The sequence below is a fragment of the Streptomyces clavifer genome, assembly GCF_036345975.1.
Taxonomy (GTDB): Bacteria; Actinomycetota; Actinomycetes; order Streptomycetales; family Streptomycetaceae; genus Streptomyces; species Streptomyces clavifer.
This window is the reverse complement of sequence record NZ_CP107793.1, coordinates 2,751,006-2,777,463: the sequence shown is the minus strand read 5'-3', so window position 1 is coordinate 2,777,463 and position 26,458 is coordinate 2,751,006. Positions and strand designations below refer to the sequence as shown.

Genomic DNA, 26,458 nt, shown 5'->3' with positions numbered 1-26,458 from the left:
CTCCGTAACCCGGAAACCGCCCACTGCGTTGTCGTGCGCCGTCAGGGACTCGAACCCCGGACCCGCTGATTAAGAGTCAGCTGCTCTAACCAACTGAGCTAACGGCGCCTGCTGACTCGAAAATAATACCTGGTCCTCAGGGGTGCTGATGACACGTGCCCACCCGGCCCCCCCGAGGCCCGCCGGGATGCCTCCCGTGCGGGCTCGGACGGCGAAGGCGGATATGGGTCGGCGGCGATCCCCGGGCCCCGCGTCCGGCCGGGACTCAGAGCGCCAGCGACAGGAGCACGGGCGCCGCCCCGCGGTTCAGCGTCGCAGCGGCTGCCCGCAGCCGGTGCGCGTCCTCGATCGGCAGGGACAGGGCCAGGCAGCCCGCGGACGAGCCCGCCGTCAGGGGGACCGCGGCGCACACCGTGCCCACCGCGTACTCCTGGAGGTCGAGCATCGGGACCGTCGCCGGCTGGCTGTCCAGCTTCGAGAACAGCACCTTCTCGCTGGTGATCGTCCGGGAGGTGAGCCGGGCCGTCCGGTGCCGGGAGAGGTGGTCGCGCCGCCCGTTCTGGTCGAGCTGCGTCAGCAGGCACTTGCCGATCGCGCTGGCGTGCGCCGCCGACCGGAAGTCCACCCACTCGTTGACCGCGGGTGTGCGGGGTCCGTCGGCCATCTGCGTGACCCGGATCTCCCCGTCGACGTACCGGCTGACGTAGACCGCCGCGCCGACCGAGTCCCGCAGCTGCGCCAGCGTCTCCTGGAGCTTCGCCTCCAGGGCCTGCCGGCGGGCCGCGCCGGAGCCGAGATCCAGGAGCGACGCCCCGACGACGTACGCGCCGTCGCTCACCTGCTCGACGTAGCCCTCGCGGCGCAGGGTCAGCAGCAGGGAGGAGAGGTGCCCGGGCGGCAGGGCCGTCTCGCGGGAGAGCTGCGCCTCGGTCACACCGTCACCGTGCGTGCTCACGGACTCGAGGACGCGCAGGGCGTACTGCACCGAGTGGAACGAGGCCTTCGGCTCGGGCTTCAACGCCACGGTTTCCCCCTACCAGGTTGTGACCGCAAGCTTCTGAACCACGATAGCCGCCAAGAGGCCCACAAGAAGAGGCTGTTGACGAGTTCAAGAATGCGCCCCGGCTCCATCAGCTGGGGCGCATCCGTTTGGCATATTCCAGAGTCACGGTCCGGTGGGTGAGGGCGAGGTCACAGCACCGCGTTGAGGAACTCGCGCGTACGTTCGTGCTCCGGATCGGAGAAGATCTTCTCCGGCGAACCGGACTCCACCACCCGGCCCGCGTCGAACATCAGTACCTTCTTCGAGACGTCCCGGGCGAAGTTCATCTCGTGGGTCACGCAGAGCATCGTGATGTCGGTGCTCCGTGCGATGTCACCGAGCAGGTCCAGCACACCCGCCACGAGCTCCGGGTCCAGCGCGGACGTCACCTCGTCGAGCAGCAGGATCTCCGGCCGCATCGCCAGCGCGCGGGCGATGGCGACGCGCTGCTGCTGGCCCCCGGAGAGCTGGGAGGGGTGCGCGTCGACCTTCCCGGAGAGCCCGACCAGGTCGAGCAGGTCGACGGCGCGGGCCTCCGCCTCCTCGCGGGCCATGCCCAGCACGTTCACCGGGGCCTCGGTGATGTTCTGGAGCACCTTCATGTTCGGGAAGAGATTGAACTGCTGGAAGACCATCCCGATCTTCTTCCGGGACTCCCGCAGCTGCTTCTCGCCCGCCGGCTTCAGCGAGCCGTCGGCAGTCCGCACGTGCGACAGCGGTGAGCCGTCCACCCAGATCACGCCGTCGCTGACCTTCTCCAGCGTCATCAGCAGCCGCAGGATGGTCGTCTTGCCGGAGCCGCTCGGTCCGATCAGCGTGACGTGCTCGCCGCGCCGCACGGTGAAGTCCAGCTCGTCCAGGACGACGTGGTCGCCGTACCGCTTGACGACCTTGTCGAAGCGGACCAGCGGCTCGACGGCGGCCGTCCCGGTGGCCGGGGTCGCGTCCGCGGGTTCCTTCAGGGGTGCAGAGTCAGTGGCCAAGGCGCTTCTCCAGCTTTCTCATCAGCAGCGAGGTGGGGTAGCTCGCGACCAGGAAGACCAGTCCCGCGAGCGTGAACGCCTCGGTGTACGCGAAGTGGTCGGCGCCGTACTTCCGGGCCTCGAAGACCATCTCCTGCACCGTGATCACGGCGAGGAAGGGCGTCTCCTTGAACATCGAGATCGCGTAGTTGCCGAGGGCGGGCAGTACGTTGCGCACCGCCTGCGGGAGGATCACGGCCTGCCAGGTCCGCCGGGGCGACAGCGAGAGCGCCCGGCAGGCCTCCCACTGGCCCTTGGGCACACCGTCGATCCCGGCCCGGTACACCTCGGAGGTGTACGTGGCGTAGTGGACGCCCAGCACCACGATGCCGACGGTCAGCGGCTCCACGGAGGTGAAGAGGGCCGCCGCGCCGACGAGCTGGACCAGCAGCGGGGTGGAGCGGATGAACTCCATCACCGCCTTCACGGGCACCGTGACGAGGCGTGACGGCGCCCGCCCGGCCACCGCGATGGCCAGCCCGAGCACCGCCGCGACGAGCGTGCCGAGCACGGTCGCGAGGAGGGTGACCCGGAATCCTTCGAGCAGCAGGGGAAGGGCTTCCCCGACGGCATCCCAGTCGAATGCGTTCACCGGGCACCTCCGGCGGTCGTGGCGGCTTCCGCGCTGCGGGTCCTGAGCAGGCTCCTGGTACCGGTGTGCAGCCCGAGCCGCCGCTTGGCGCTCCGCTCCAGCAGGTTCATCAGCAGGGTCAGGGCGTAGGCGAGGACGAAGTAGGCGGCCAGCAGGGTGAGGTAGGCGGTGAGGGTCTCACCGGTGCGGTCGCGGATCTGCTGGACCACCGTCATCAGGTCGGCCGCGGAGATCAGCCACAGCAGGGGCGTGCACTTCAGCAGCTGGATCAGCAGGTTGGTGAAGGAGGGGATCATCTGCACCCAGGCCTGCGGCAGGATCACCTTCCGCATCCGGTGGAAGGGGCTCATGTTCAGCGCCACGGCCGCCTCGTACTGCGCGCGGGGCACGGAGTTGATCGCGCCGCGCACGATCTCCGAGCCGTACGCACCGTAGTTGAGGCCGAAGGCGACGACCCCGCAGACCACCGGCGTCAGTTCGTACCCGGTGAGCTGGGGCATCGCGTAGTAGAGCCAGAACAACTGGATGTAGAGCGAGGTGCCGCGGAAGAACTCCACGACGGTCCGGGAGACCCCGCGCACCAGGAGCAGTTTGCTGCCCGCCATCAGGCCGAGGGTGAACGACAGCAGCAGGGCGAGCAGGGAGCCCAGGACGGTGGCCTGGAGCGTCACCCACAACCCCGCTCTCACCTGCGGGAACTCGTCGACGAGTGTGGAGAGGAAGTCACTCATACGGTGTGGTCCGTCCCCGTCAGCCCTTGCACAGATCGGCGGTCTTCAGGGTGGCCGGCGGGATCTCCGTCGCGCCGAAGCCGTACTCCTCCAGCAGGCCCACATAGCGCGACCTGTCCGAGACGATCTTCTTCAGCTCGCGGTTGAAGGAGTCCCGCAGGTCCTCGTTGCCCGTGCGGAAGACCGCTCCGCCCGGGGAGAACTGCTGCTTCCCGTCCAGCTCCGGCACGAAGGCCTCGGTGACCTCGGTGTCCGGGTTGGTCTTCGCCAGCCAGCGCAGTGAGATGCCGGTGAGCAGGAACGCGTCGATCCGGCCGCCCTTGACCGCGTCGGCGCCGTCCTGCGGCTTCTGCAGCGTCTTGATCTTCCCCTCGGGGATGCCCGCACCCTCGGCGTACGAGCCCTCGACCGCGCCGGACATCACGCCGACGGTGACGCCGGCGGCCTTCGCGGACGCCAGGTCGGTGAGCTTCTCCGGGTTGCCCTTCCTGACCATCAGCGCGGTGGGGGAGATGAACTCCGGCTCGGAGAAGAGGGCGTTGGCGCAGCGCTCCGGGGTGATGGCCATGCCCGCGCTGACGACGTCGTACTTCCCGGCCTGCAGGCCGGGGATCAGGCCGTCCCACTCGGAGAGGGTGGGCTTCAGCTCGTCGACGCCGAGCGCCTTGAAGATCTCCCGGTGCAGGGTGGGGGCCTCGCCCTTCAGCTCCTTGCCCTCCAGGTAGCCGTAAGGGGCCTCGTTGGCGTACGCGACCCGGACGAATCCCTGTTTGCGGAGCTTGTCGAGGGCGCCCTCGCCGTTCGCCGCACCGGCGTCGGTCTTGCTGCAGGCGGTGAGCAGACCGGGAACGACGAGCAGTCCGCCCACGGCTGCCGATCGGTTGAGGAAACCCCGGCGGGACAGGTTCGGGAAGTCAGCCATGGTTCGCAATCTCCTGGAGGCGTGGGGCAGTCCGGACAGGGTGAGTGCCTGCCCGATCCCGTACGTCTATGCAGGAAGCGCTGCCATGTAATCGAACGGTGGCCGGAGGGTGACCTTCCCGTGTCTCGTCGCGAGCGGAGGGCGACCAGACGGGTGCGGGGCGTATGGCCGCCGTCCGTTTGGTCCATGACTGGCCGTTATGCAGGAACGTCAGAGGGGAATGTCCGGTGAAGGTACGTAACCACGCTGTATGTCCACCACGTTGGGGAGCGTCAGTCCGGATGCCCACTGCTCGTACATCGAAACGAACTGCTCGCCCAGCCGGTCCCGCCAGCCGGCCGTGTCCCCGCTCATGTGCGGGGACACCAGCAGGCCGGGGGTGGTCCACAGAGGGCTGTCCGGACTCAGCGGTTCCTCCTGGAACACGTCGAGCGCGGCGCCCGCGATCCAGCGCCTGCGCAGGGCCTCTGCCAGATCGTCCTCGACCACCACCGGCCCGCGGCCCACGTTGATGAACCGGGCGTACGGCTGGAGCAGGCCGAAGAAGCGCGCGTCGAACATCGCGCGCGTCGACTCCGTCAGCGGGGCCGCGCAGATCACCCAGTCGGCACCGGCCGCCAGCCGGTCCAGGTCCTCGGGGCCGTGGATCGTGCGGCGTGCCGTGCGCCCCACGAGTGCCACCTGGACGCCGAGGCCGTGCAGCAGCCGCATGATCTCCCGGCCGATCGGCCCCGCGCCGACGACGACCGCGCGACTGCCGGCGAGCTGCCGGGTCTCCCGGTGGCGCCAGAGCCGCTGACGCTGGAGCTCCAGCGTCAGCGGAAGGTCCTTGGCGAAGGCGAGCACCAGTCCCGCCACGTATTCGGCGACCGGCAGCTCGAAGACGCCCCGGGCGTTGGTGACCACGGTGCCGTGCGAGGCGGCGAGCCCGGGGCAGAGCAGCCGGTCCACCCCCGCACTCGCCGTGTGCACCCATCGGGGCCGCGGCCCGTCGTCCGGCCAGGCCGCGCGGACCGCGTCGGAGGTGAAGTCCCAGACCAGCAGCACGTCCGCTTCGGGCAGCCGCTCGGCGAGGCTCCGCTCGTCGGTGTACACGATGCGGGCCTGCCCGGTCAGCCGGCCGAGGCGCGGTGACGGGGCGGCGTCCAGGACGAGGATCACGGGAGCGGCCATCAGGATTCACCACGCTCGCACCAGGTCGTGCCGCCGTCAACACGGCATGGGAAACCGCAGGTCACACCTGTTGCGGGCGACGATATGCGGCCATGGGAGGAATACTTGACCTCAGCAGGGGCAGCGGTGACACACGTCGCACGGCAAGCGACGGGCGGGACATCCGGACGCGCAGGAAGGATGGACATGACGACCGTAGGACTTCTCTACCCGGGCCACGCCGCGGAGGACGACTTCCCGCGGATGGAGGTCATGCTCGACAGCGACATCAGACTGCCGCTGTTCCACACCGACGTCGACGAGGACTCCCGCAGTGTCGAGGCCCTGCGCGGGGCCGGCACCCCGGAGCGCCTCGCCGCGGGCGTCGAGGAGCTGCGGATGGCGGGCGCCGAGTCGCTCGTCTGGGCCAGCAGCGGCGCCGGCTTCGTCCGGGGCCGGGAAGGGGCCCAGGAGCAGAACGCGGCCCTGGCCCGGGCCGCGGGACTGCCCGCCTCCAGTACGTCCTTCGCCTTCACGCACGCGGTACGCGAACTGGGCGCCACCCGGGTGGCGGTCGCCGCCACGTACCCACAGGACATCGCCGCGCTCTTCGCCGACTTCCTGGAGGCCTCGGGCATCGAGGTGACGGGCGTCCGGGGCAGTGGCATGATCACCGCCGCGGAGGCCGCCGGCTGCGGACCGGAGCGGGTGAAGGAACTGGCGGTGGCGGGCGACCACCCGGACGCGGAAGTGGTGCTGCTCCCGGACAACGCCCTGCACACCGCGGCGTACGTCCCCGAGCTGGAGGAGCTGCTCGGCAAGCCGGTGCTCACCGCGAACCAGGTGGCGGTCTGGGAAGGGCTCCGGCTCACCGACCGGCGGATCTGGGCGCCCACGCTCGGCACGCTCTTCGCCACCCGCGAGCCCCCGATCGGCGCGGCCGAGCGACGGGGCATCGAGGTCCGGGAGTAGCGGTGCGGAACAGCGGCCGGGAATAAGCGGAGCCATCCTCCTGTTCGTACTCTCCGATACACAGACGCTGCATGGAGAGGCCGGACACGTGGACGAGAACCGAGGCGACGAGATTCGCGGCACCGCAAGCGGGACGGCCCCCGTGCCCCTGTCCGTGCTCGATCTGGTGACCGTGGGGCAGGGCCGCACCGCGACCCAGGCCCTGCGCACCAGCGTGGACATCGCGAAGCTCGCCGAGAGCCGCGGCTTCCACCGCTTCTGGGTCGCCGAGCACCACTCCATGCCCGGTGTGGCCTCGTCGTCCCCCGCCGTGATCCTGGCCCACCTGGCCGCGCACACCGAGCGCATCCGGCTCGGCTCCGGCGGTGTGATGCTGCCCAACCACGCCCCGCTGGTGATCGCCGAGCAGTTCGGCACGCTGGAGGCGATGGCGCCGGGCCGGGTCGACCTCGGTCTCGGCCGGGCCCCCGGCACCGACGGCGCGACGGCGGCGGCCCTGCGCCGTACCGACCGGCTCAACGAGGGTGCCGACGACTTCCCCCAGCAGCTCGCCGAGCTGACCCGCTTCCTCGACGACGACTTCCCGGACGGCCACCCCTACGCCCGGATCCACGCCGTTCCCGGCCCGGTTCAGGCCACCTCGCCCGGCGGCGTCCAGTCGGCGGGCCGGCCGCCCATCTGGCTGCTGGGTTCCTCCGGCTTCAGTGCCCGACTGGCCGGCGTCCTCGGGCTGCCCTTCGCCTTCGCCCACCACTTCTCGGCCCAGAACACCGTGCCCGCCCTCGACCTGTACCGGGAGTCCTTCAAGCCGTCCGCGGTCCTCGACGCCCCGTACGCCCTGATCGGCGTCGCGGCGCTGGCCGCCGACGAGGAGCGCGAGGCGCGCCGTCAGGTGCTGACCGGCGCCCTTTCGATGGTCCGGCTCCGCACCGGGCGCCCGGGACTCGTGCCGAGCCCCGAGGAGGCCGAGGCCCACGACTTCAGCCCCATGGAGCGCGAATTCGTCGACGGCTGGCTGACCAACATCGTCCACGGCACGGCGGACGAGGTCCGCAGCGGCCTGGACGACCTGGCCAAGCGCACCGGCGCGGACGAGCTGATGATCACGGCCAACGCGCACGGGGGCGAGGCCCGGCTGCGCTCGTACGAGCTGATCGCCGACGCGTACGGGCTGCCCGGGGCCTGATCGCGTCAGCTCCCCGGCGGCCTGGCGCCGATCAGTTCCGCGATGCGCTCCGGGGCCACCGCACGGGAGTACAGCCAGCCCTGCCCGGTGTCGCAGCCGATCCGCCGCAGCCGCTCCGCCTGGCCCGACGTCTCCACGCACTCCGCGGTGACCGTCAGGCCCAGGCGGTGTGCCAGCTGCACCATGGCCTCGACGATCGTCTCGTCGGCCGGGCTGGGGTGCGCGCCGTCCTCGTAACGGAAACCGCGCACGAAGGAGCCGTCCAGCTTCAGCACGGAGACCGGAAGCCGGCTCAGATAGGCGAGGTTCGAGTAGCCGGTGCCGAAGTCGTCGATCGCGATGCGGACGCCCATGTCGCTGAGCGACTGGAGCACCCGCAGCGGCCGGCCCGACGAACCCATCACGGCGGACTCCGTCAACTCCAGCTGCAGCAGGCTCGGTTCGAGGCCGGTCTCGGCGAGGATCTCCGCCACGTCGGCGGTCAGGTCGGAGTCCCGGACCTGGCGGACCGCGACGTTGACGCTGATGAACAGCGGCTGCCCGTCCGGGTGGTCGAGCTGCCAGCGGCGTGCCTGACGACAGGCGGTACGCAGCACCCACCGGCCGAGCTGGACGATCGTGCCGTCCTCCTCCGCGATCGGGACGAACCGGCTCGGCGGGAGCGTCCCGAACTGCGGGTGAGCCCACCGGACCAGGGCCTCCACGCCCCGTACGACCTCGTCGGCCATGCCGACCAGCGGCTGGTACTCCAGCGTGAACTCACCCCGTTCGACGGCCGGCCCGAGCGTGGCCGAGAGCGCCTGCCGGGTCATCCGGTGCGCGTTGCGCTCGGGGTCGAAGAGCGTCCAGCGGGCCCGGCCGTCCGCCTTCGCCCAGTACAGCGTGGTGTCCGCGGCCTGCATCAGGCCGGTGGGCGAGGTGCCCGCGGACGCCCGCTCCACCACCCCGATCGAGGCGGACACCGAGAGCCGTTGCCCGGCCAGGTCGAAGGGCCGCTGGAGCGCGGTGAGCACCGCGCGGGCGAGCTCGGTGAGCTGGTGCGTGCCCGCCGAGTCCTCCACCAGGATCGCGAACTCGTCACCGCCCAGACGCGCCACCAGGTGCCCGCCGGCGCGCCGGTGGCCGTCGGCCTCCGCGCAGTCGGTGAGCCGGGTGGCGACGGCGGCGAGCAGCCGGTCGCCGGTGCTGTGCCCCAGCGTGTTGTTGACGGCCTTGAAGCCGTCGAGATCCAGGTAGCAGAGGCCGATCCGGCCGTGCCCGGGCAGTGAGTCGTCCTGGAACGGCGGAGTCTCCAGGGCGGTGGAGAGCCGTTCGAAGAACAGGGTCCGGTTGGCCAGCCGGGTCACCGGATCGTGCATCCGGAGATGGCGCAGCCGCTGCTGCAGTTCGTGCCGGTCGCTGATGTCCGCGACGGACAGGAGCACGGTGCCCGGTCCGGGGTCCTGGCCCGTGGAGGGGCTTCCCACCGGTACGACGGTGACCTCGGCCCACAGGGTCCGGCCGTCGGAGTGCTTGAGCCGCCGGGTGCAGCGGAGCCGGGACCGCGTGCCGAGCAGGACCTCGTCGTACGCGTGCCGGGTGCGGTGGTCCGACGTCAGGCCGACGAGGTCGGCGGCGGGCCGGCGGGCCAGTGAACCGGGGTCGGTGCCGAGCAGTCCGCCCAGCGCGTCGTTGGCCCGGACGACTTCGCCCCGGTGGTCGACGACGGCCATGGGGAGGGCGGCCACCTGGAACGCGGAACGGTAGTCGCGCAGCGCGGCGAGGGCGGAGTCCTGGTGATCACTCTGCGTGAAGACCGATCGCCCGGTGTCCGGGGCCCTGCCTGTCGGGGGCATCGGCCCTTCGGAGGTTCCGCTCACCGCTCGCTCCCGCTGGTGCAGATTGTCGTGAACAGGTTGGCCGGGCAGGGGTCATCGGGTGGAGTGCCGTGCCAGAGGCGGAAACCACGCGGGAAAGCGAGCTGAAGCATAGAGGGTGGCGTGTCGGCCGTTCCAGCGCGACCGCCGATTCCGGTCTGCGGCACGCGCATGGCCCACACCGAGGAAGGCGCCCCCTCTTTGCCCAGGGCTGATCGCTTCTGTGCTGATCTGTTCTGTTGCGCGGGCCGGGTGATCGATTGTGACTGTCTGTGCGTGAGGTGGCGGCCATCTGCGCGACTCGCTGACCCGTGTGGGGCAGCACAACAGGGCGTACGGCACCGGACCGGCAGAGGGTGAGGGGGATGTCCCGCGTTCGCCACCCGGAGGTCGATGTGCCGCGTCAGCACGGACCCGGGGGAGTGGAGAGGTCGAGCCTGCGCAGTGCGGCGGCCGCCCTCACCTCTCTCCTGGCGCTCGCTGCCATCGGTCTCGTCGCCGGGCCCGCCGTGGGAGCATCACGGGACGCGGGCCCGTGCGCCCTGCCCCGGACCGGAGCCCACCACTCGCTCGGCCTGGACACCTGGAACGACACCTATCCGCGCCCCGACCGCGGCCTCGACGCGGTGATGGTCTTCCTCTCGTTCCCGGACTCCGATCCCGTCGTGTCGCCCGAGATGCTCGCCGCGGACTACTTCCCCTCCACCACCCGGTTCTTCCAGCGGGCCTCGTACGGGAAGTTCGTCCTGCGCGCCCACCCGCAGCGGCGGTGGACCCGGATGCCGCACCCCTCCACCCGGTACGGGATACGGCGTGACTGGGACGCCGAGCGGCGCAGCGACTACCTTCGCGACGCGATCCGGGCCGCCGACGGCCGGACCGACTTCTCCGCGTACGACATCGTCTACCTCGTCGCCGACCCGGACGCGCCCGGAGTCGACTCCGACGCCACGAAGGTCGTCAACTTCGACCGGCCGCTCCGGGCGGACGGCACGGACATCAAGCGGGTGGTCACCCTGTTCGAGGAACACCCGCCGGACCGGAACGTCCTCGCGCACGAGACCGGGCACGTCTTCGACCTGGCCGACCTCTACCACCGGCCGGTCGACGGCAAGGGCGACTGGGACACCTTCGTCGGGGACTGGGACGTGATGGGCAGCCAGTTCGGACTTGCGCCGGACCTGTTCGGCTGGCACAAGTGGAAGCTCGGCTGGCTGGACCGGGAGCAGGTGGTCTGTGTGCAGGGCGGCGCCGACCTCACCCTCGAACCCATGGCCGAGGTGCCGGTGAGCGGCGCGTCCCTCGGCACCCGCCTCGCGGTCGTCCGCACCGGCGAGGACAGCGCCCTGGCCATCGAGGCCCGCAGCGCCACCGGCAACGACCGGTCGACCTGTACCGAGGGCGTCCTGGTCTACCGCGTCCGCAACGCGACGCCGTCCGGCGGCGGACCGGTGGAGGTGCTGGACACCCACCCCGAGTCCGACGCCTGCTGGGACCGGTCGGTCTACCCGCCGCTCGCGGACGCCCCGCTCCGGGAGGGCGAGCGTTACTCCGTGCCGGGTGAACGCGTCCGGATCGAGGTCGCCGACCGGACGCGGTCGGGCGCCTGGACCGTCCGGATCACCACCGGCGTCTGATCCGTCCGGACGGTCCAGGCGCCCGAGCGGCGGACGCACACGAAGAAGCCCCCTCGCTCTCGCGAGGGGGCTTCTTCCGTCTGTGCGCCGTCAGGGACTCGAACCCCGGACCCGCTGATTAAGAGTCAGCTGCTCTAACCAACTGAGCTAACGGCGCCTGGTGACGTCGTAGACACTAGCACCCGGATCCGCCGGAGGAAAAATCGAATCTCCGGTGGTCGAAGGGGCCGCCGACCTGCCCACCCGCACACAGGCCCAGAGCAGCACGTCCGGGCCCGGCAGCCACGGGTTGCGCGTGTCGGGGGCGACCACCCAGCGGGGCCCGCCGGTGTGTGATCCGCCGACCAGCGGAGGGACGGTGACCGCGTCGCCCGCGCCGTGGCAGAGCAGTGGGGGCATGGAGGTCTGAGGTGTCCGGGGGCGTTCGGCGGATCCCGTGCCCCACTCCTCCCAGGCCAGCAGGGAGGGCAGCCGCTGGGCGGTGCCGGGAGAGGCGAACAGCAGCATCCGGCCGCGGTGCGTGGCGACCGGGCCGGAACCCGGGCCCTCGGCCCACAGCTGCTCCAGCAGCTGCCGGCCGAACAGGGCGGGGACGTTCACCACGTCGAAGGAGGAGCCGCACGGGAGGACGCCCGGCGAGCCGGGGCGGGACTCCCACTGCGAGAGCGTGCTGCGGGGGTACGGAGTGGCTCCGGCCAGCCAGGCGGCTCCGGAGGCGGTGACCTGGGCGGCCCGGTCGTCGGTCGCCCGGTTCTCGGTGCGGTCCCGCAGCAGGGTGAAGATGTCGACGCCGTGGTGCGGGGTGGCACCGGGGTGCAGGGTCGTTTCGTCTTTCAGCCAGGCACTCATGACGACAGGTCTACCCGGAGTGACGCTCCTGTTTCCGAGAGTTGCCGAAAACCGGACGCGGCGGACTCCGACGGAGTATCTTGCCCGACGGCATATGCCAGAGGCTGTACCCGGAGTGACCGGGCCCGGGTCGGCGGAGCCGGTGCCGACGGATGCCGCGGAGACCGATCCGCCCGCCGCGGGCGGAACCGGGTGTCAGGGCTGGGGGGCGTTGAGCAGGGACCGGCCGAACTCGATCATCTTCTTGGCGTAGTCCTCGGTCCACTCCGCGCGCTCCGCTATGTCCGCGGCCGTGAGCCGGTCGAACCGGCGCGGATCGGCGAGCTGCGCGGCGGCCACCGCCTGGAACTCCACGGCCCGGTCGGTCGCGGCCCGGAAGGCGAGCGTCAGCTCCGTCGCGCGGGCCAGCAGCTCCTTCGGGTCGTCCATCGACTCCAGGTCGAAGAAGTGCTCAGGATCGGACGCCGCCTCCGACGGCTCGAAGAGCAGCGGTGCGGGGCGCAGCCTCTGCCGCTCGTTCCGCTCGGGGTGTGCCATGTGGTGTTCCTTCCTCGTACGGCCGGACGGCCACCTTCCATTGTCCGACCCGGCGCAAGAGCGCTTCCCACGAACGGGCCCCGCAATGCGTGCGGAGCCTTCCGGATTCAGGGCCGCCAGGGCACCCGGTGTTCCCGGAGGTGGGCCAGGACCGCGTGGTTCGCCTCCCAGCCGTCGGGGAACTTCACCGTGACGCCCAGCTGGACGGGTTCCGTCGACGGGTGCTCGTCCAGCAGGTCCGCGACCCCTTCCCGGCACACCACGACGCAGGCGTGGCGGTGCCGTGAGGCCAGCACGCACAGGCGGCCCGTCTCCAGGTGGAAGGCCGTGGCGTCCGGACGGCCCGACAGCGGGTGCAGGATCACCGTCACATCGAATTCGCGGCCCTGGAGCCGGTTCGCCGTGTCCACCGCGACGCCCGTCACCCCCAGCTCCGTGAGGGCCGCCCGCACCGCCGCGGCCTGGTCGCGGTGGGCCGTACCGACCGCGACCCGGTCCGCCGTCACCGGGACCGGGGCCGGGGAACGCTCGCTCGTCGCGGCGCCGCCCCGGTCGAGCAGCCGGCGGACCACCAGGGCCACCGCCCGCACCGCCTCCGGATCGGTGCGCGGGGTGTGGCGGGCCGGGAGCTCCAGCAGACCCCAGCCGGACTCCGCCGCCTCGTCCAGCACCCGGTCGGGACCCGAACCGTCCGAGGGGACGCCGAACGACATCCGCCGGTCGCCGTGGTCCGTGCCGCTGCGGAACGGTGTGAACGGGTAGAACGCGTCCGAGACGAGCGGCGCCGCGGACGCGGGCAGCCGCCAGGACACCGGCAGCCGGTGCTGCGGCAGCTCCGGATTGTGCGCGAGCAGGGTCGAGACCGCGCTCGCCGACGGGTCGTACGACAGCCCCGCCCACTGGTCCGCGCCCACGATCGAGAACGGGTCCAGCTGCCCCGGATCCCCCACGAAGAGGGCCCGCTCGAACAGCCCGGCCACGGCCAGCAGCGCGTCCGACCTCATCTGGTACGCCTCGTCGACGATCGCGTGGCCCCACGGCTCCACGTTCTTCACGTGCGCCCACTTGGCGGCCGTGGAGATGACGATGTCGAGGCCGGCCAGATCCGCGGCCTTCGCCGACTTCCGCACGTTGTCCAGGCCGTCCAGGACCTTGTCGTACGGATCGGAGTCACTGCTGTGCAGCCGGCCGACCGGCAAGTCGGGCGCCTTCTCGGCCAGTCGCACCACCAGGTCGTCCACCTGGGAGTTGGTCTGCGCGACCACCATCAACGGGCGTCCCGCTGCCGCCAGTTCGAGCGCGGCGCGCACGACGAGCGTCGACTTGCCCGCGCCCGGAGGCGAGTCCACCACGATGCCGCGCGCCGTACCGCGCAAGGTGTCGCCGAGGATCGCGTCGGTCGCCCGCGCCGCCGCGGCGCCCGGGTCGAGAACGGCTGTCACAGGAGGTCCTCCGCGGTCACGGGATCGGGCTTCTCGGCGGGACCGTCGGCCGCGGCACCCGGCGGGCCGCCGTGGGTCCACGGGGTGTCCTCCGGGTCGGGCAGCTTCGGACCGCCTCGCTGGTCGTGCTCGAACAGCGTCCAGGCGAACCGGTCGCCGGGCTCGGGCACCGAACCGGGTGCGGGCTCCTTGCCGCGCCCCATCCGGTCCGTGATCCGCAGGACCAGGAGGATCTCCTCGTCCGCGCTCTCCCCGTCCAGGACTCCCTCGGACTCCTCGGGGACGTATGCCACGAATTCGGCCGTCTGCGGCTTGCCGTCCAGCGAGCGGTACACCTTCGTCCGCTCGCCGAGGTGCGGTCGCTCGTCCGTCCGCACCGTGACCAGCGGGCGGGGGGAGGGGCGCTTCGACTCGCTGTACGCCATTTCCACGTCCGCCACCACCCCGACGAACGCCTCGCCCGCCAGCCGCCGGCCGGCCAGCACCAGCGGATCGTCCAGCGCCTCCTGGGCCTCCAGCTGGGCCTGCGCGGTCTCCCGCGAGGCCAGCTTCTGTGCCGCCGTCACCGCGTCGTCCCGGCGCGGCTGCGGGGGCTCGCCGGCCCGTACCCGGTCCCGGTGCCCGGTGAACGACCAGCGGTCCCGTGTCCAGCGGTCCTCCGCCCTGGCCCCCTCCGGCAGCTCCGCCAGCAGGTCCAGCCCGCGCCACACGGCGTCCCAGGTGGGCCGCAGCACCCCCGCGAGCAGCGACCGGATCTCCCGCTCGGCCCCGCTCAGCTCGCCGAGCCGGGCATCGGCGGCGAGACCGTCCTCCGCGGTGGCCAGCGCCGTGCGCGCCCGGTCGTACCGTTCGATCGCGGGCGCCAGCAGCCTGTTGTCGAACGCGGGGTCCGTCGCCGGACCCGCCGGCGGACAGAACAGCTGTCCGGCACGGTCGCGCCCCGCCTCCGCGCGGAGCGCCGCGGCGGACCCCGGCTCGCCCTCCGGCGGGTCGATCCAGGCGAGCAGCGCACCGAGGTGCTGGTCCTCCAGACTGCTCTGACCCGTCGCCCAGTGCCGGTTCAGCAGGTCCGTCGCGGCGAGCAGCAGCGAGGAGCCCGGCACCCTGGCCCGCTCCCCGTAGTGCGTCAGCCAGCGCCCCAGCAGCGGGACGCGGGCGGGGGCCGGATACGGGGTGTCCGGATCGTCCTCCACGGTGCGCCGGAACCGCATGGAACGCCCCAGCAGCCGTACGAAGTCGATGCCTGCCCGGCTCGGCACGATCAACTGGGCCGCGTCCGTGCAGAGCTCGACCTCGACCTTGACCTTCTTGCCGGTCCCGGGGTCGGTCTCGTTGCGTTCGGCGGGCTCTACGGCGTCGGCGTACGACTCGATGTGCGGCAGCACCGCCTCCGCCAGCTCGGCGAGGAACGCGAACCGCAGATCGCGGTCGCGGGGCTGCGCCACCGTGATCAGCCGCGGCGCCGCACGGTCGGTCCCGACGAGCGCGCCGAGCGGGGCGCCCGCCTCGCCCGCGGTGGTCAGCGGCACCAGCACGAGCGGCCGGTCGGTCAGATGGCGGTGGCGCACCGTGGCCAGCGGCTGGGCGCGCCCGCTGTCCACCGCCTCCAGCCGGGCCAGCGTGGTGATCAGTGACATGCCGCACCGCCGCCCCGTGACCCCGGCGACTCCAGCGCCTCCGCGCGCAGCGCCGCGGCGCGCCGCAGGGCCGCCACCGTCGGATCCGCGGGGTCGCCCTCCTTGCCGGCCGCGGCGGCCAGCACTCCGGCGACCGTCGTCAGGCCGCCGAGCTCGCCCCGCACGCTCCGGCCGAGCGTCTCCACCGCGCCCTCCGCGCGGGCCTTGGCCCGGCAGTGGAAGGCCAGCTCGCAGGCGGCCAGGCACTCGGGGGCGTATGCGGCCGGGACGGCGTCGACGGCGCTGCCCAGCTCTTCCGGGGAGCACCCCGGGTCGAACGTCGTGCCCTCGGGCAGGGCCGCCGCGATGTCCTCGACACGGGTCAGTCTGGTCAGCTGGCGACGGGTGACGGCACGCTGCTTGCGGACGTCCACGACCGACGCGGTCGGCAGGTTGGAGAAGTCCTTCGGGCAGACCAGCAGGACCCGGTGCCCGACCTCGGCGCCCTCGGTGACCTCGGCGATACGCTCCAGCGCCAGGACGTACACCGCGGACTGGCGGGCCGCGGCGCCGACCTTCGCGGCGTCCGCCGAGCTGTCGACCATGGGGAAGGACTTGATCTCGACGACCGTCCAGGTGCCGTCGGGGTGGACCACCACGGCGTCCGGCTCCAGGTAGGCGGGGGAGCCCGCCACCTCCAGGGCCAGCATCGGATGGTCGAGCAGGGCCCAGCCCCCCGCCGCCGTGGCCTCGCGCAGTGCCAGTGCGGTGCGTGCGGCGCGGCCCGCGGGCCCGGCAGCCGTCAGATCCGGCACCGTGGCCTCGCCCGGTGCGTCCGCCCCGCTGCCGAGCCGCTCGAACAGCAGGCGCAGCAGCTCCGTACCGCCGTCGGCCTTGACCTTCTTCTCGAACGCGTTGCCCCGGACGAGAGCGAACTGCGACTGGCCGAACGGGGCGGGGGAGCCCAGCGAGGTGGCCAGCACACCCTTGTCGACCCCCGCGCCGTCGAGCAGGGCGCGCCGCTTGCAGCCGGGATTCGCGGCGAGGGCGGCCAGCGCGCGCGCGTCGAGCGGGTGCGGCGCGACGGACGGGCCGCGCAGCTCAGCGAGCCGCTGCCGGAGCGTCGTCGCTGGCGGCTTCGGCTGCGGAGCCGGTGGCCGCGCCGCTGGAATCTGCGGAGGGGGTCCGCTGACCGGGGATTCGCTCACCCGCGGAAGTCTTGCATCCGTCACTGACAATCGTGGACCCCGCGGCCGGTACGGGAGCCGGATCCGGTGCGAACACGGCCCTCGCGCGGACCGTGACCCGGTCGGCGATCCGTATGACGGGCCTGGTCAGCAGCGCTCCGACGCCCATCACGGCCGCGCCCGCGACGGCGTCGAGGAAGTAGTGGTTCGCCGTGCCCATCACCACGAGCACGGTGACCAGGGGGTACACGACGCCCGCCGCCCGGAGGACCGGGTGGCGGCCGTGCCGCCACAGCAGGACCCCGCACCACACCGCCCAGCCGACGTGGAGGCTCGGCATCGCGGCGTACTGGTTCGTCATCCCGCTGAGCCCGCGCGGCGCGCTGGCCCCCGCGCCCCACCAGCCGAACGCGCTGTACTGGGCCATCGTGTCCACGAATCCGTGGTGGGCGTCGAGGAGCCGGGGCGGGCAGGTGGGCATCAGCGTGAAGCCGATCAGCCCCATGAGCGTGGAGGTCATCAGCCAGGTGCGGGCCGCCCGGTAGACGGTGGACCGGCGCCGGAACATCCATATGAGGACGGCCGGGGTGACCAGGTAGTGCAGGGACGCGTAAGCGAAGTCGGCGGGTATGCCCAGGGAGGGGTGGGCGGTCAGCAGCCGGTTGAGGGGGTGCTCGGCGTTGAGGAACAGGGCCTTTTCCAGGCGGAGTATGGCGAGGCCGTTGTCCACGGCCGCGGGTATGTCCTCCCGGACCAGCAGCCGGCCCACCGAATACAGCCCGTACACCACCGCTATCAGCGGCAGCTCCTTCCACCAGCGTGGCCGATGACCGGAGGAGGGTGTCCCGGCGGTGGCGTGCGGCATCCGATGGCTCTCCCCATGTTCATGCGGTCGACGACGGGCGTTCAACCGTACGGCGGTCATCCGATACGTGTTCCCCCGGGGGCGTCACCTACGACTGCCCCTCGTCGTGCGGTGGGAGGGACGCGGATACCGCCCCGCAGGTTGCCCCCGGAGCGGGTGAGAGATGATGGAGTGGGGCCCTCGTCCACACCGTCCCCCGGAGTGTCGACGTCGCTGCCCCGTCGCCGTCCCGGACACCGCTGTCCCGGACCCATCAGATCCTAGGGTCCCCGGATCATCGGATCTCAGTATTTTCAGGGAGAGCCGTCATGGCACCGCGAATCCTGCTCGCCCGGCACGGCCAGACCCAGTGGTCGGTCCAGGGCAATCACACCGGCAGGACCGACATCCCCCTCCTCGACACCGGCCGCGAGGGCGCCAAGCTGCTCGGCGAACGCCTGCACCGGGAACCCTGGGGCGGGCTGCCCGGGGTGGAGGTCCGCACCAGCCCGCTCGTCCGGGCGGCCGAGACGTGCGCCATCGCCGGATTCGGCGAGCGGGCCGAGCCGTGGGACGCGCTGATGGAGTGGGACTACGGGGACTACGAGGGGCTGACCCCGGCGCAGATCAAGGCGGACCGCCCGGACTGGCTGATCTGGCGGGACGGAGTCCCCGGGGGCGAGAGCCCGGCCGACGTCTCGGCCCGCGCGGACGAGGTCGTGGACTGGGCGCGCTCCTCCGACCGTGACGTGCTGGTCTTCGCCCACGGGCACATCCTGCGGACGCTGGGGGCGCGGTGGCTCGGCGAGGACATCTCCTTCGGCGCCCGCATCCGGCTGGAGCCGACGTCGCTGTCGGTGCTGGGGTGGGCGTACGGGATGCCGGCCCTGGAGCGATGGAACGACACGGGGCACCTGGACCGGTAGCGCGGTGCCGTGGGGCCGGACGCCGCCGCCCGGGCCGGTGGACCCGCTACCGGGCGGACCGCCACCGCCCGGGCCGGAGGCGCCCCGCCGTCGCCGTCGCACTCCGGTCACGCCGTGGACGCTCCGGTCACCCCGTGGAAGGTGGCAGCTCCTCGTAGCGGTCCAGGAGCGCCGCCACCTCCGGGCCGCCCCGCGGCCTCAGCACCCGTACCGCGCTCGCCAGCATCCCCCGGATGCGGGAGGACTGGACCCGGTCCAGGAGGTCGAGCACCTGGTGGCCCGCCGCGGACGCCTCGTCGGCCGTGCCCGCCCGAGCCAGGTCACCGGCCAGCTGCGCCCGGTACAGCGCGAGGTTCCGGGTGAAGTGCGGGTCCTGGAGCCGTGTGGCCCGGCGTGCGTGCCGGGCCGCCCTCGGCCAGTCGCCGAGGGCCGACCAGCACTGCGCCTCCAGTATTTCCAGCTCCGCCTCCCGGAAGAAGCTCATCCACTCGGGGTCGGCCGCGCACGACCCCCGTTCGAACGCCGTACGCGCCCGCCCGATCGCCTGCTCGCATCCCGTACGGTCCCCGAGCCAGGCCCGCCCGCCGGCCTCCCGCAGCGCCAGGAGGGCGGTCAGGCGGGGGGAGCCGAGCGGCCCGGCGGCCCGTCCGCCCGCCTCCGCCGCGCGGACCGCCTCTCGGGCCCGCCCCATGTCCCTGGCCAGGAACGACGCGTTGCAGAAGGCGTGCGCCTCCAGCGCGGAGTCGCCGGCCAGCCGCGCCGTCGCGAGCGCTTCCGCGTAGTGCGAGCGCGCGTCCTCGAAGCGGCCCGAGTCGTGCGCCAGCCAGCCCACGGAGATGGCCAGCTCCCCGGCGCCCGCGTGCAGCCGGTCCGCGGTACTGCGGCGGGTGGCGGTCCCCGCGTCGAGCAGGGCGTACGCGGCCCGGAGGGGTGCGGCGGCCCGCTGGTAGAGCCCGTCCGCACCGTGCCGGTCGTCGAGCAGCCGGATCTTCCGCACCGCCTCCTCGACGGCGCTCACCTCGGCCTCGCCGACCCGGCGTTGCGTGGGCACGGTGATCGGGCCCGCGGCGGACGCTCCGCCGCCCAGGCCCAGGGACGCGGCAGCCACCGTGGCGGTGCCGCTCGTCATGAACACGCGACGCAGCACGTCGCTCTCCTCGTCGATGTCACTGTCGAGCGTGGGGGGAAGGGGGGAAGGGGAAGAACGGGGTGCCGGGCGTGCCCCCCGGCCGCGCACGCTCTCGCGGGCCGAGAAGCCCAGGTCCGCCAGGGTCACCCCGGGGAACATGTGCAGGAACACCCGTTCGTACGCATAGTTGGGGCAGCGGATCTCACCGGACTCCACACGTCCGATGTACCGGGCGTCGCACGCGACCTGTTCACCGATCTCGCGGCCGGCTCTACGGACCGCCGCCGCGAACTCACCGGCGGAGCGCTGTCCGCGCAGCCGACGGAAGGCGAGGTTGGGAACTGCCCGTGTCACCATGGCGGGGCCCTCTCTGGTGCAGCCGGGCGCCTGCTTCCGGTGTCCCGGCGGAGCAAGAACGTACCCGCTGTGGCGGGACGCGCATGCGGTGTTTTGCTATAAAGCGGACATCTCGCCCCTGATCTGCCATGAACTGCCACCCTTTGCGGCGGCGTGCCGCCGTAGCCCTTGACGCCGTCGGCGCGTTGGTCCATGCGAAACGGGGCGTAGCTCCGTTCGGCGACGAGAGGAGGGGTTCCCATGCTGCACACCGGCCCGGAATCCGCACCGTGCGACCTGGTGACCGTCCCGGCACGTCAGGGCCTGGAGGCCGTGGACATCCTGCGCCGGGGCGCCGATCACGAGGCCGTCGGCCCGGTCCTGCACGACGGGGCCTGCGCCACCCTCGGCTTCCTCGTGCCGCCCGGTACGGCGGACGCCTGGGACGTGCCCGGCAGCGCCTGCACGCGGACGGACGGCCGGGGGCTGCGCATCCCCGCCGAGCCGCCCGTCACCGGGGGCGGCTGGCTCCTGCCGCCCGCCGACGACTCCCAGGTCACCGACCCGGTCGCGCTCCGCGCCGCCCTCGACCAGGCGGCCCGGCTCATCGAAGCGGCCGACAACTGCCGCTGAGTCCATAATGGCCGGGTGGGCGGATCTCCCGCCGTCGCCGGTCCGTCCCAGGACCCGGCCCGCACGGGTGAGTGAGGACGAGGGCGCGTGGCACGTCGAGGAGCGCCGGGCAAGGGCGTGAGCGCCCCGGGCAGGGGCGCGAGCACCCGGAAGCGGTCCGAGCGCCACCAGGAGCCCGTCGCCGTGACGGTGGACGGCGGCCTCGCCGAGCTCGTCCCCGACCGTGAACGCCCGCACGCCTGGACCCTGCTGCTGGACGGCGCCCCGCAGTCCCATGTGGACCTGGACGAACCCTCGTACCTCTCGTTCGAGTACCAGCGCAGGCTCGGCCACGTCATCGACCTCGCCGCGCCCCCGAACCAGCCGCTGCAGGTCCTGCACCTGGGCGGCGGGGCGTTCACGCTGGCCCGGTACATCGCGGCGACCCGCCCCCGCTCCACCCAGCAGATCATCGAGATCGACGCGGCGCTCGTCCAACTGGTGCGCCGCGAGCTCCCGTTGGACCCCCAAGCCCGGATACGGGTGCGGTCCGTGGACGCCCGCGCCGGACTCGGGAAGATCCAGGACGGCTGGGCGGACCTCGTCGTCGCCGACGTCTTCAGCGGCGCCCGTACCCCCGCGCACCTCACCTCCGCCGAATTCCTCGCCGACGTGCGACGGGTGCTGAAGCCGGGCGGTCAGTACGCCGCCAACCTGGCCGACGGTCCGCCGCTCGCCCATCTCCGCGGCCAGGTCGCCACGGCCGCCTCGCTCTTCCCCGAACTGGCCCTGGCCGCCGATCCGACCGTCTGGCGGGGCCGGCGCTTCGGCAACGCGGTCCTGGTCGCCTCGGACCGGCCGATCGCCGTCGCCGAGCTGACCCGGCGGGTCGCGAGCGATCCGCACCCCGGCCGCGTCGAACACGGCCGGGTCCTCGCCGACTTCACCGGTGGCGCCGCCGTCGTCACCGACGAGGGTGCCCGCCCGTCACCCGCCCCGCCGCCCGGCGCCTTCTCCTGACGGACCGGGCGCCCCGCGGAGAGTGGGCCGGGACGGCCCGCGCCCGTGAGCGGCCTACTGGTCGACGACCTGCACCGTCGGCGGATGGCCGTTCCAGGTGCAGAACACGGAGACGGTCGCCCCGGCCCCGTCGCTGAAGTCCACCCGGATCCACTCCGCGTTCGTCCACACCTGCATCGACCAGTCCTGCTCCGGTGTCGCCGAGACCAGTGTCGCCGCGTCGCCCGTCAGCTCCAGGACGACGCGGCCGCCGCGCGTCGGATAGCTCTGCACCTCGCCCGAAGCCGCCGCGGGGGCCGAGGACTCGGGCGGGGCCTGACTGCTCGACGAGGGAACGGCGGAGGGCTTTTTGGGGGGCCGGGGCGAGGACGGCGCCTTGCTGCGGGAAGGGCTCGCGCTCGGCGAGGGCGACGGCAGGGCGCGGCGCGTCGACGACGACACCGGTGCGTCCGTGGTCCCGCCGTCCCGCGCGCCCACCGCGATCGGCACGGCGCGCGGAGGCTCGTACACCGTCCCCGACATCACCGTGTGCACACCCCACCACGACAGGGTGACCGCGGCCCCGGTGGCGAGCGACCACGCGATCGCGTGTACGAATCCTCGTTGCATCGGGCACATCCTGCCCCACCCGCCCCGTTGCTGTCCCGGAGGGGACCGGGTCCCTCCGCATGGGTTACGGTGCCGCCCATGCCAAGTGTGCTCGTGGTCGAGGACGACCAGTTCGTACGTTCCGCCCTCATCCGGCACCTGACCGAGGCCTCTCACACGGTACGGAGTGTCGGTACCGCGCTCGAAGCGCTGCGCGAGGTCGCGCACTTCCGCTTCGACGTCGTCATACTCGACCTCGGCCTGCCCGACCTCGACGGCGCCGAGGCGCTGAAGATGCTGCGGTCCATCACCGACGTACCCGTGATCATCGCGACCGCGCGGGACGACGAGGCCGAGATAGTCAGGCTGCTCAACGACGGTGCCGACGACTACCTGACCAAACCGTTCTCCGTGGAGCACCTCTCCGCCCGCATGGCCGCCGTGCTGCGCCGCACCCGGGGCGTCGGCGGTCAGGCACCGCCCCCGCGCGTCATCCAGGTCGGCGGGCTCTCCATCGACCCGTTGCGCCGACAGGCCGAACTCGACGGCACGGCCCTGGACCTGACCCGCAGGGAGTTCGACCTCCTGGCCTTCCTCGCCGGACGCCCAGGGGTCGTCGTCCCGCGCAGGGAACTGCTGGCCGAGGTCTGGCAGCAGTCCTACGGCGACGACCAGACCATCGACGTCCACCTCTCCTGGCTGCGCCGCAAACTGGGTGAGACCGCGGCCCGGCCGCGCTATCTGCACACCCTGCGCGGCGTCGGCGTGAAGCTCGAACCCCCGGAGTCCGCACCGGCGGCGGCACCGGAGCCGCCCGCATGAGATGGGCCCTGGTCAAGGTCTGCCTGGCCGTCACCGCCATGGTCGTGATCGCCTTCGCCGTGCCCCTGGGGCTCGTCATCAAGGAGATGGCCCGCGACCGCGCCTTCTCCGACGCCGAACGGCAGGCCGCCACCATCGGCCCGACCCTCACCATCACCACCGACCGCGAGGAGCTGACCCGCGCGGTCCTGTCCACCGAGCCCGGGGGCAGGGGACGGCTCGCGGTCCACGTGCCCGCCACCGGCGAGCCGGACAGCAGGCGCCTGGAGATCGGCACCCGGCGCGCCAGCCGCCAGGACCTGGAGACCGTACGGGAGTCGGGGCGCGCCTCCATCGCCGAGGTCCCCGACGGCCACGCGCTGCTCCAGCCGACCGCGCTCGGCTCCGGGGACATCGCCGTCGTCGAGGTGTTCGTGCCCGAGGCCGAGATCTCCAACGGCGTCGACACCGCGTGGCTGGTGCTGGCGGGCGTCGGGATCGCGCTGATCGTGGGCTCGGTGGCGGTCGCCGACCGGCTCGGCGTGCGGATGGTGGAGCCCGCCCAGCGCCTCGCCGGCGCCGCCCAGGACCTGGGGGAGGGCCGGCTGGGGACCAGGGTCCCCGAGGAGGGGCCGACCGAACTGCGCTCCGCCGCCGTGGCGTTCAACTCCATGGCCGACCAGGTGGTCCAGCTGCTCGCCAACGAACGCGAACTGGCCGCGGACCTCTCGCACCGGCTGCGCACCCCGCTGACGGTGCTCCGCCTCAACGCCGCCTCCCTGGGCGAGGGCCCCGCCGCCGACCAGACCCGGGCGGCCGTGGAGCAGCTGGAGCGCGAGGTCGACACGATCATCCGCACCGCCCGCGAGCAGCGCCCACAGACCCAGGGCGTGCAGACGGGCGCGGGCGCCGGGTGCGACGCGTCCGAGGTGATCCGCGAACGCATGGGGTTCTGGTCCGCCCTGGCCGAGGACGAGGGCCGCACGGTCCGGCTCGCAGGGGTGGACCGCACGGTGCGTATACCGGTGGCCAGGCCCGAACTGGCGGCGGCGCTCGACGCGTTGCTCGGCAATGTCTTCCGGCACACCCCGGAAGGCACCGCCTTCGCGGTCGACGTGCACCACAGCGGTGACGCGGTGCTCGTCCTCGTCTCGGACGCCGGGCCCGGCATAGCCGACCCGAAGGCCGCCCTGGCCCGGGGAGCCAGCGGGCGGAGCGACGGGCCGGGCGCCGTGGGTTCGACCGGCCTCGGCCTGGACATCGTCCGCCGGGTCGCCGAGTCCACCGGCGGCGACCTGCGGATCGGGCGTTCCGTGCTCGGAGGCACGGAAGTGCGCATCTGGATCGGGCTCGACGGCGGCCCCTCCGAGCGGGCGCGCCGGGGGCACCGGGTGGGCAGGCGCGGCGGGAAGCGGTTCGGCCGGCGGCCGGGACAGCGGATCGCCAAGGGATAGCCGGGGCGCTCGTACGGATCACCACGGCCCCGCGACGCGGAGTGACGGCCCGGCACGCAGAGCTCCTGGATCCCCCGGAGCCGGGCCGAACCTTTAACCAGCACCGATGCGCTCCTTAAGCCAACCCTAAGAACATCGACCCAGGTCCCAAGAGCTCCTTTTGTCGGTTTCGGGGCGGCTAGCGTGCAGACGCAATCACCACCCCCCGTAGGACAGAGGCAGGAACGCGATGGGCACCAGCACGCACCGCCGCACGACGAGCACCCGCACCAAGGCGGTCGGCGCCGTGGTCGCCGCCGCGGTCATCGGCGGCACGGTCTTCGCACTCACCGGCACCGCGCAGGCGGCGGCGGTCGGTGCCACGTACACCAGGACCAGCGGCTGGACCAGTGGATACACCGGGCAGTACGTCGTCACGAACGACACCGAGAAGGCGCAGTCGGGCTGGACGCTCGAATTCGACCTGCCCGCCGGGACGAGGATCGACTCCCTCTGGAACGGTGAGCACACCGTCAGCGGCAACCACGTCACCGTGAAGCCCGCGAGCTGGAACAAGGACCTGGCCCCCGGCGCGTCCGTCACCGTCGGCTTCGTCACCGCCTCGTCCGGTACCGCCGCCGATCCGGCCGGCTGCCTGATCAACGACGCGACGTGCTCCGCGGACACCGGGGCGACACCGGAGCCCAGCGGCCGCCCCACCGGGACCCCCACCACCGAGCCGTCGCCCACCCCCACGAAGCCGGGGACGCCCGAACCGACACCGACGCCGTCGGAGACGCCCGGCGGCGGTGAGGGCGGTGGCGGTACGGCCACCGGTGCCGGCTTCGCGCCGTACATCGACACGTCCCTCTACCCGGCGTACGACCTGCTCGACACCGCCGGGAAGACGGGCGTCAAGGAGTTCACCCTCGCGTTCATCACGTCGGGCGGCAGCTGTACCCCTCTGTGGGGCGGAGTGACCGGGCTCGGCGACGACAAGGTGGCCGCGCAGATCGGTGCCCTGCGGGCCGGGGGCGGTGACGTCCGGGTCTCCTTCGGCGGCGCGGCGGGCGCTGAGCTGGCCCTGCACTGCTCCACCCCCGCGGAGCTCGCCACGGCGTACGGGAAGGTCATCGACACGTACGGGCTGACGAAGGTCGACTTCGACGTCGAGGGCGGCGCACTGCCGGACACGGCGGCCAACTCGCGCCGCTCGCAGGCCATCGCCCAGCTCCAGAAGTCCCACCCCGGCCTGGACGTCTCCTTCACCCTGCCGGTGATGCCCGAGGGGCTGACCCAGCCCGGCGTGGACCTGATCGCAGACGCGAAGAAGAACGGCGTCAGGGTCGACGCGGTCAACATCATGGCGATGGACTACGGGGCCTCGTACAGCGGTGACATGGGCGACTACGCCACCCAGGCGGCCACGGCCACACAGGCCCAGATCAAGGGCGTGCTGGGGCTCTCCGACACGGCCGCCTGGGCAGCGGTCGCGGTCACCCCGATGATCGGCGTGAACGACGTCGTCACCGAGATCTTCACGGTCGAGGACGCCACGCAGCTGGTGAAGTTCGCGCAAGAGAAGAAGATCGGCCGGCTCTCGATGTGGTCGGGCACGCGGGACAAGCAGTGCGCGGGCGGCACGAAGCCCGCGGCCGACGCGACCTGCAGCTCGATCCTCCAGGAGCCGCTGGCCTTCACGAAGGCGTTCAGCGCCCACAAGTAGCCACGCACCCCCCGTACTCCCTCCACGCCCCCCGGAACCGCCACCCCGGCGGCAGCCCCCCGTACTCCCTCCACACCCCCCAGAACCGCCACCCCCCGCGCGCATCCCGGCCGGCCCCACACCCCCACACCCGGCCGGGGTGCGCCCCCTTTTTCCTCCCGCACGGGCCACGTCCCCCGGACCCGTCGGGGCACGCAAACCCGCTCAAGCGGAACCTGCCCGCCGAGCCCCGGAGTTCGGGGAAAGAACGCGGGAACGCCCTCGGGCCCCCCTGAGCGCCCTCACAGCGCCGCACCCCGT

The 26,458-nt window shown here is 72.6% G+C and carries 24 protein-coding genes and 2 tRNA genes; 9 read left to right on the top strand and 17 right to left on the bottom strand.

Annotated elements, in window-relative coordinates; genetic code table 11:
• Positions 1 to 34 precede the first annotated feature (34 nt).
• From OG927_RS11915 to OG927_RS11885, 7 genes are all read right to left on the bottom strand, one after another.
• Positions 35 to 108: transfer RNA gene (locus OG927_RS11915), tRNA-Lys, on the bottom strand.
• Positions 109 to 265: 157 nt separating this feature from the next.
• A complete protein-coding gene (locus OG927_RS11910; protein WP_124282231.1) occupies positions 266 to 1,024 on the bottom strand; it encodes an IclR family transcriptional regulator in 759 nt (252 codons plus the stop codon).
• A 167-nt stretch (positions 1,025 to 1,191) separates the two neighbouring features.
• Complete coding sequence (ehuA, locus tag OG927_RS11905) at positions 1,192 to 2,025, bottom strand: ectoine/hydroxyectoine ABC transporter ATP-binding protein EhuA (protein WP_056798195.1); 834 nt, start codon at positions 2,023 to 2,025, stop codon at positions 1,192 to 1,194.
• Positions 2,015 to 2,656, bottom strand: a complete 642-nt coding sequence (gene ehuD / locus OG927_RS11900; protein WP_056798191.1) for an ectoine/hydroxyectoine ABC transporter permease subunit EhuD — start codon at positions 2,654 to 2,656, stop codon at positions 2,015 to 2,017. The genes ehuA and ehuD overlap by 11 nt, the downstream gene beginning before the upstream one ends.
• Positions 2,653 to 3,387: an ectoine/hydroxyectoine ABC transporter permease subunit EhuC gene (gene ehuC, locus OG927_RS11895; protein ID WP_124282233.1), complete on the bottom strand. Its 735-nt coding sequence runs from the start codon at positions 3,385 to 3,387 to the stop codon at positions 2,653 to 2,655. Before ehuC ends, ehuD begins: the two co-directional genes overlap by 4 nt.
• Positions 3,388 to 3,406: 19 nt before the next feature.
• The gene (gene ehuB / locus OG927_RS11890; protein ID WP_124282234.1) at positions 3,407 to 4,309 is read right to left on the bottom strand and encodes an ectoine/hydroxyectoine ABC transporter substrate-binding protein EhuB; all 903 of its coding nucleotides are present in this window, start codon (positions 4,307 to 4,309) and stop codon (positions 3,407 to 3,409) included.
• A 210-nt stretch (positions 4,310 to 4,519) separates the two neighbouring features.
• The gene (locus OG927_RS11885; RefSeq protein WP_056798180.1) at positions 4,520 to 5,482 is read right to left on the bottom strand and encodes a D-2-hydroxyacid dehydrogenase; all 963 of its coding nucleotides are present in this window, start codon (positions 5,480 to 5,482) and stop codon (positions 4,520 to 4,522) included.
• A 186-nt stretch (positions 5,483 to 5,668) separates the two neighbouring features.
• Between OG927_RS11885 and OG927_RS11880 the strand changes: the two genes are divergently transcribed.
• Positions 5,669 to 6,433: a maleate cis-trans isomerase family protein gene (locus OG927_RS11880; RefSeq protein ID WP_056798774.1), complete on the top strand. Its 765-nt coding sequence runs from the start codon at positions 5,669 to 5,671 to the stop codon at positions 6,431 to 6,433.
• 88 nt (positions 6,434 to 6,521) lie between these two features.
• A complete protein-coding gene (locus OG927_RS11875; RefSeq protein ID WP_056798177.1) occupies positions 6,522 to 7,619 on the top strand; it encodes an LLM class flavin-dependent oxidoreductase in 1,098 nt (365 codons plus the stop codon).
• A gap of 5 nt (positions 7,620 to 7,624) precedes the next feature.
• Here the strand turns inward: OG927_RS11875 and OG927_RS11870 are convergent, their stop codons facing one another.
• Positions 7,625 to 9,478 carry a putative bifunctional diguanylate cyclase/phosphodiesterase gene (locus OG927_RS11870; RefSeq protein WP_330320130.1) on the bottom strand — a complete coding sequence of 618 codons (1,854 nt, stop codon included), beginning with the start codon at positions 9,476 to 9,478 and terminating at the stop codon, positions 7,625 to 7,627.
• A 392-nt stretch (positions 9,479 to 9,870) separates the two neighbouring features.
• Between OG927_RS11870 and OG927_RS11865 the strand changes: the two genes are divergently transcribed.
• Positions 9,871 to 11,112: a M6 family metalloprotease domain-containing protein gene (locus tag OG927_RS11865; RefSeq protein ID WP_056798171.1), complete on the top strand. Its 1,242-nt coding sequence runs from the start codon at positions 9,871 to 9,873 to the stop codon at positions 11,110 to 11,112.
• Positions 11,113 to 11,195: 83 nt separating this feature from the next.
• Here the strand turns inward: OG927_RS11865 and OG927_RS11860 are convergent.
• The 7 genes from OG927_RS11860 to OG927_RS11830 all read right to left on the bottom strand — a co-directional run bounded on the left by OG927_RS11860 (position 11,196) and on the right by OG927_RS11830 (position 17,608).
• Positions 11,196 to 11,269, bottom strand: a tRNA-Lys gene (locus tag OG927_RS11860).
• Entirely contained in the window at positions 11,260 to 11,961 is a 702-nt protein-coding gene (locus tag OG927_RS11855; protein WP_063887971.1) for a bifunctional DNA primase/polymerase, read from the bottom strand. The genes OG927_RS11860 and OG927_RS11855 overlap by 10 nt, the downstream gene beginning before the upstream one ends.
• 195 nt (positions 11,962 to 12,156) lie before the next feature.
• The gene (locus OG927_RS11850; protein WP_056798165.1) at positions 12,157 to 12,498 is read right to left on the bottom strand and encodes a hypothetical protein; all 342 of its coding nucleotides are present in this window, start codon (positions 12,496 to 12,498) and stop codon (positions 12,157 to 12,159) included.
• 107 nt (positions 12,499 to 12,605) lie between these two features.
• Positions 12,606 to 13,940 carry an AAA domain-containing protein gene (locus tag OG927_RS11845; RefSeq protein ID WP_056798160.1) on the bottom strand — a complete coding sequence of 445 codons (1,335 nt, stop codon included), beginning with the start codon at positions 13,938 to 13,940 and terminating at the stop codon, positions 12,606 to 12,608.
• On the bottom strand, positions 13,937 to 15,577 hold the full coding sequence (locus tag OG927_RS11840) for a hypothetical protein (protein WP_056798156.1): 1,641 nt from the start codon (positions 15,575 to 15,577) through the stop codon (positions 13,937 to 13,939). Before OG927_RS11840 ends, OG927_RS11845 begins: the two co-directional genes overlap by 4 nt.
• Entirely contained in the window at positions 15,568 to 16,764 is a 1,197-nt protein-coding gene (locus OG927_RS11835) for a hypothetical protein (RefSeq protein WP_056798152.1), read from the bottom strand. Before OG927_RS11835 ends, OG927_RS11840 begins: the two co-directional genes overlap by 10 nt.
• Entirely contained in the window at positions 16,658 to 17,608 is a 951-nt protein-coding gene (locus OG927_RS11830) for a phosphatase PAP2 family protein (protein WP_056798148.1), read from the bottom strand. The genes OG927_RS11835 and OG927_RS11830 overlap by 107 nt, the downstream gene beginning before the upstream one ends.
• A gap of 308 nt (positions 17,609 to 17,916) precedes the next feature.
• Between OG927_RS11830 and OG927_RS11825 the strand changes: the two genes are divergently transcribed.
• A complete protein-coding gene (locus tag OG927_RS11825) occupies positions 17,917 to 18,513 on the top strand; it encodes a histidine phosphatase family protein (protein WP_330320129.1) in 597 nt (198 codons plus the stop codon).
• Positions 18,514 to 18,640: 127 nt separating this feature from the next.
• Here the strand turns inward: OG927_RS11825 and OG927_RS11820 are convergent, their stop codons facing one another.
• Positions 18,641 to 19,999, bottom strand: a complete 1,359-nt coding sequence (locus OG927_RS11820) for a hypothetical protein (RefSeq protein WP_056798140.1) — start codon at positions 19,997 to 19,999, stop codon at positions 18,641 to 18,643.
• Between the two features lie 240 nt (positions 20,000 to 20,239).
• Here OG927_RS11820 and OG927_RS11815 point away from each other — a divergent pair, with 240 nt between their 5' ends.
• Both OG927_RS11815 and OG927_RS11810 read left to right on the top strand, forming a co-directional pair.
• Positions 20,240 to 20,611: a hypothetical protein gene (locus tag OG927_RS11815; protein WP_056798136.1), complete on the top strand. Its 372-nt coding sequence runs from the start codon at positions 20,240 to 20,242 to the stop codon at positions 20,609 to 20,611.
• Between the two features lie 87 nt (positions 20,612 to 20,698).
• Complete coding sequence (locus tag OG927_RS11810; RefSeq protein WP_392926497.1) at positions 20,699 to 21,610, top strand: spermidine synthase; 912 nt, start codon at positions 20,699 to 20,701, stop codon at positions 21,608 to 21,610.
• 54 nt (positions 21,611 to 21,664) lie between these two features.
• Here the strand turns inward: OG927_RS11810 and OG927_RS11805 are convergent, their stop codons facing one another.
• Positions 21,665 to 22,219, bottom strand: a complete 555-nt coding sequence (locus tag OG927_RS11805; protein WP_319102916.1) for a hypothetical protein — start codon at positions 22,217 to 22,219, stop codon at positions 21,665 to 21,667.
• 78 nt (positions 22,220 to 22,297) lie between these two features.
• On the opposite strand from OG927_RS11805, the gene OG927_RS11800 reads away from it, so the two are divergent.
• The 3 genes from OG927_RS11800 (at position 22,298) to OG927_RS11790 (ending at position 26,158) form a co-directional block, all read left to right on the top strand.
• Positions 22,298 to 23,020, top strand: a complete 723-nt coding sequence (locus tag OG927_RS11800) for a response regulator transcription factor (protein WP_124282239.1) — start codon at positions 22,298 to 22,300, stop codon at positions 23,018 to 23,020.
• Positions 23,017 to 24,453: a sensor histidine kinase gene (locus tag OG927_RS11795; RefSeq protein WP_056798120.1), complete on the top strand. Its 1,437-nt coding sequence runs from the start codon at positions 23,017 to 23,019 to the stop codon at positions 24,451 to 24,453. Before OG927_RS11800 ends, OG927_RS11795 begins: the two co-directional genes overlap by 4 nt.
• A gap of 229 nt (positions 24,454 to 24,682) precedes the next feature.
• A complete protein-coding gene (locus OG927_RS11790) occupies positions 24,683 to 26,158 on the top strand; it encodes a glycoside hydrolase family 18 protein (RefSeq protein WP_330320128.1) in 1,476 nt (491 codons plus the stop codon).
• The last annotated feature ends 300 nt before the right edge of the window (positions 26,159 to 26,458 follow it).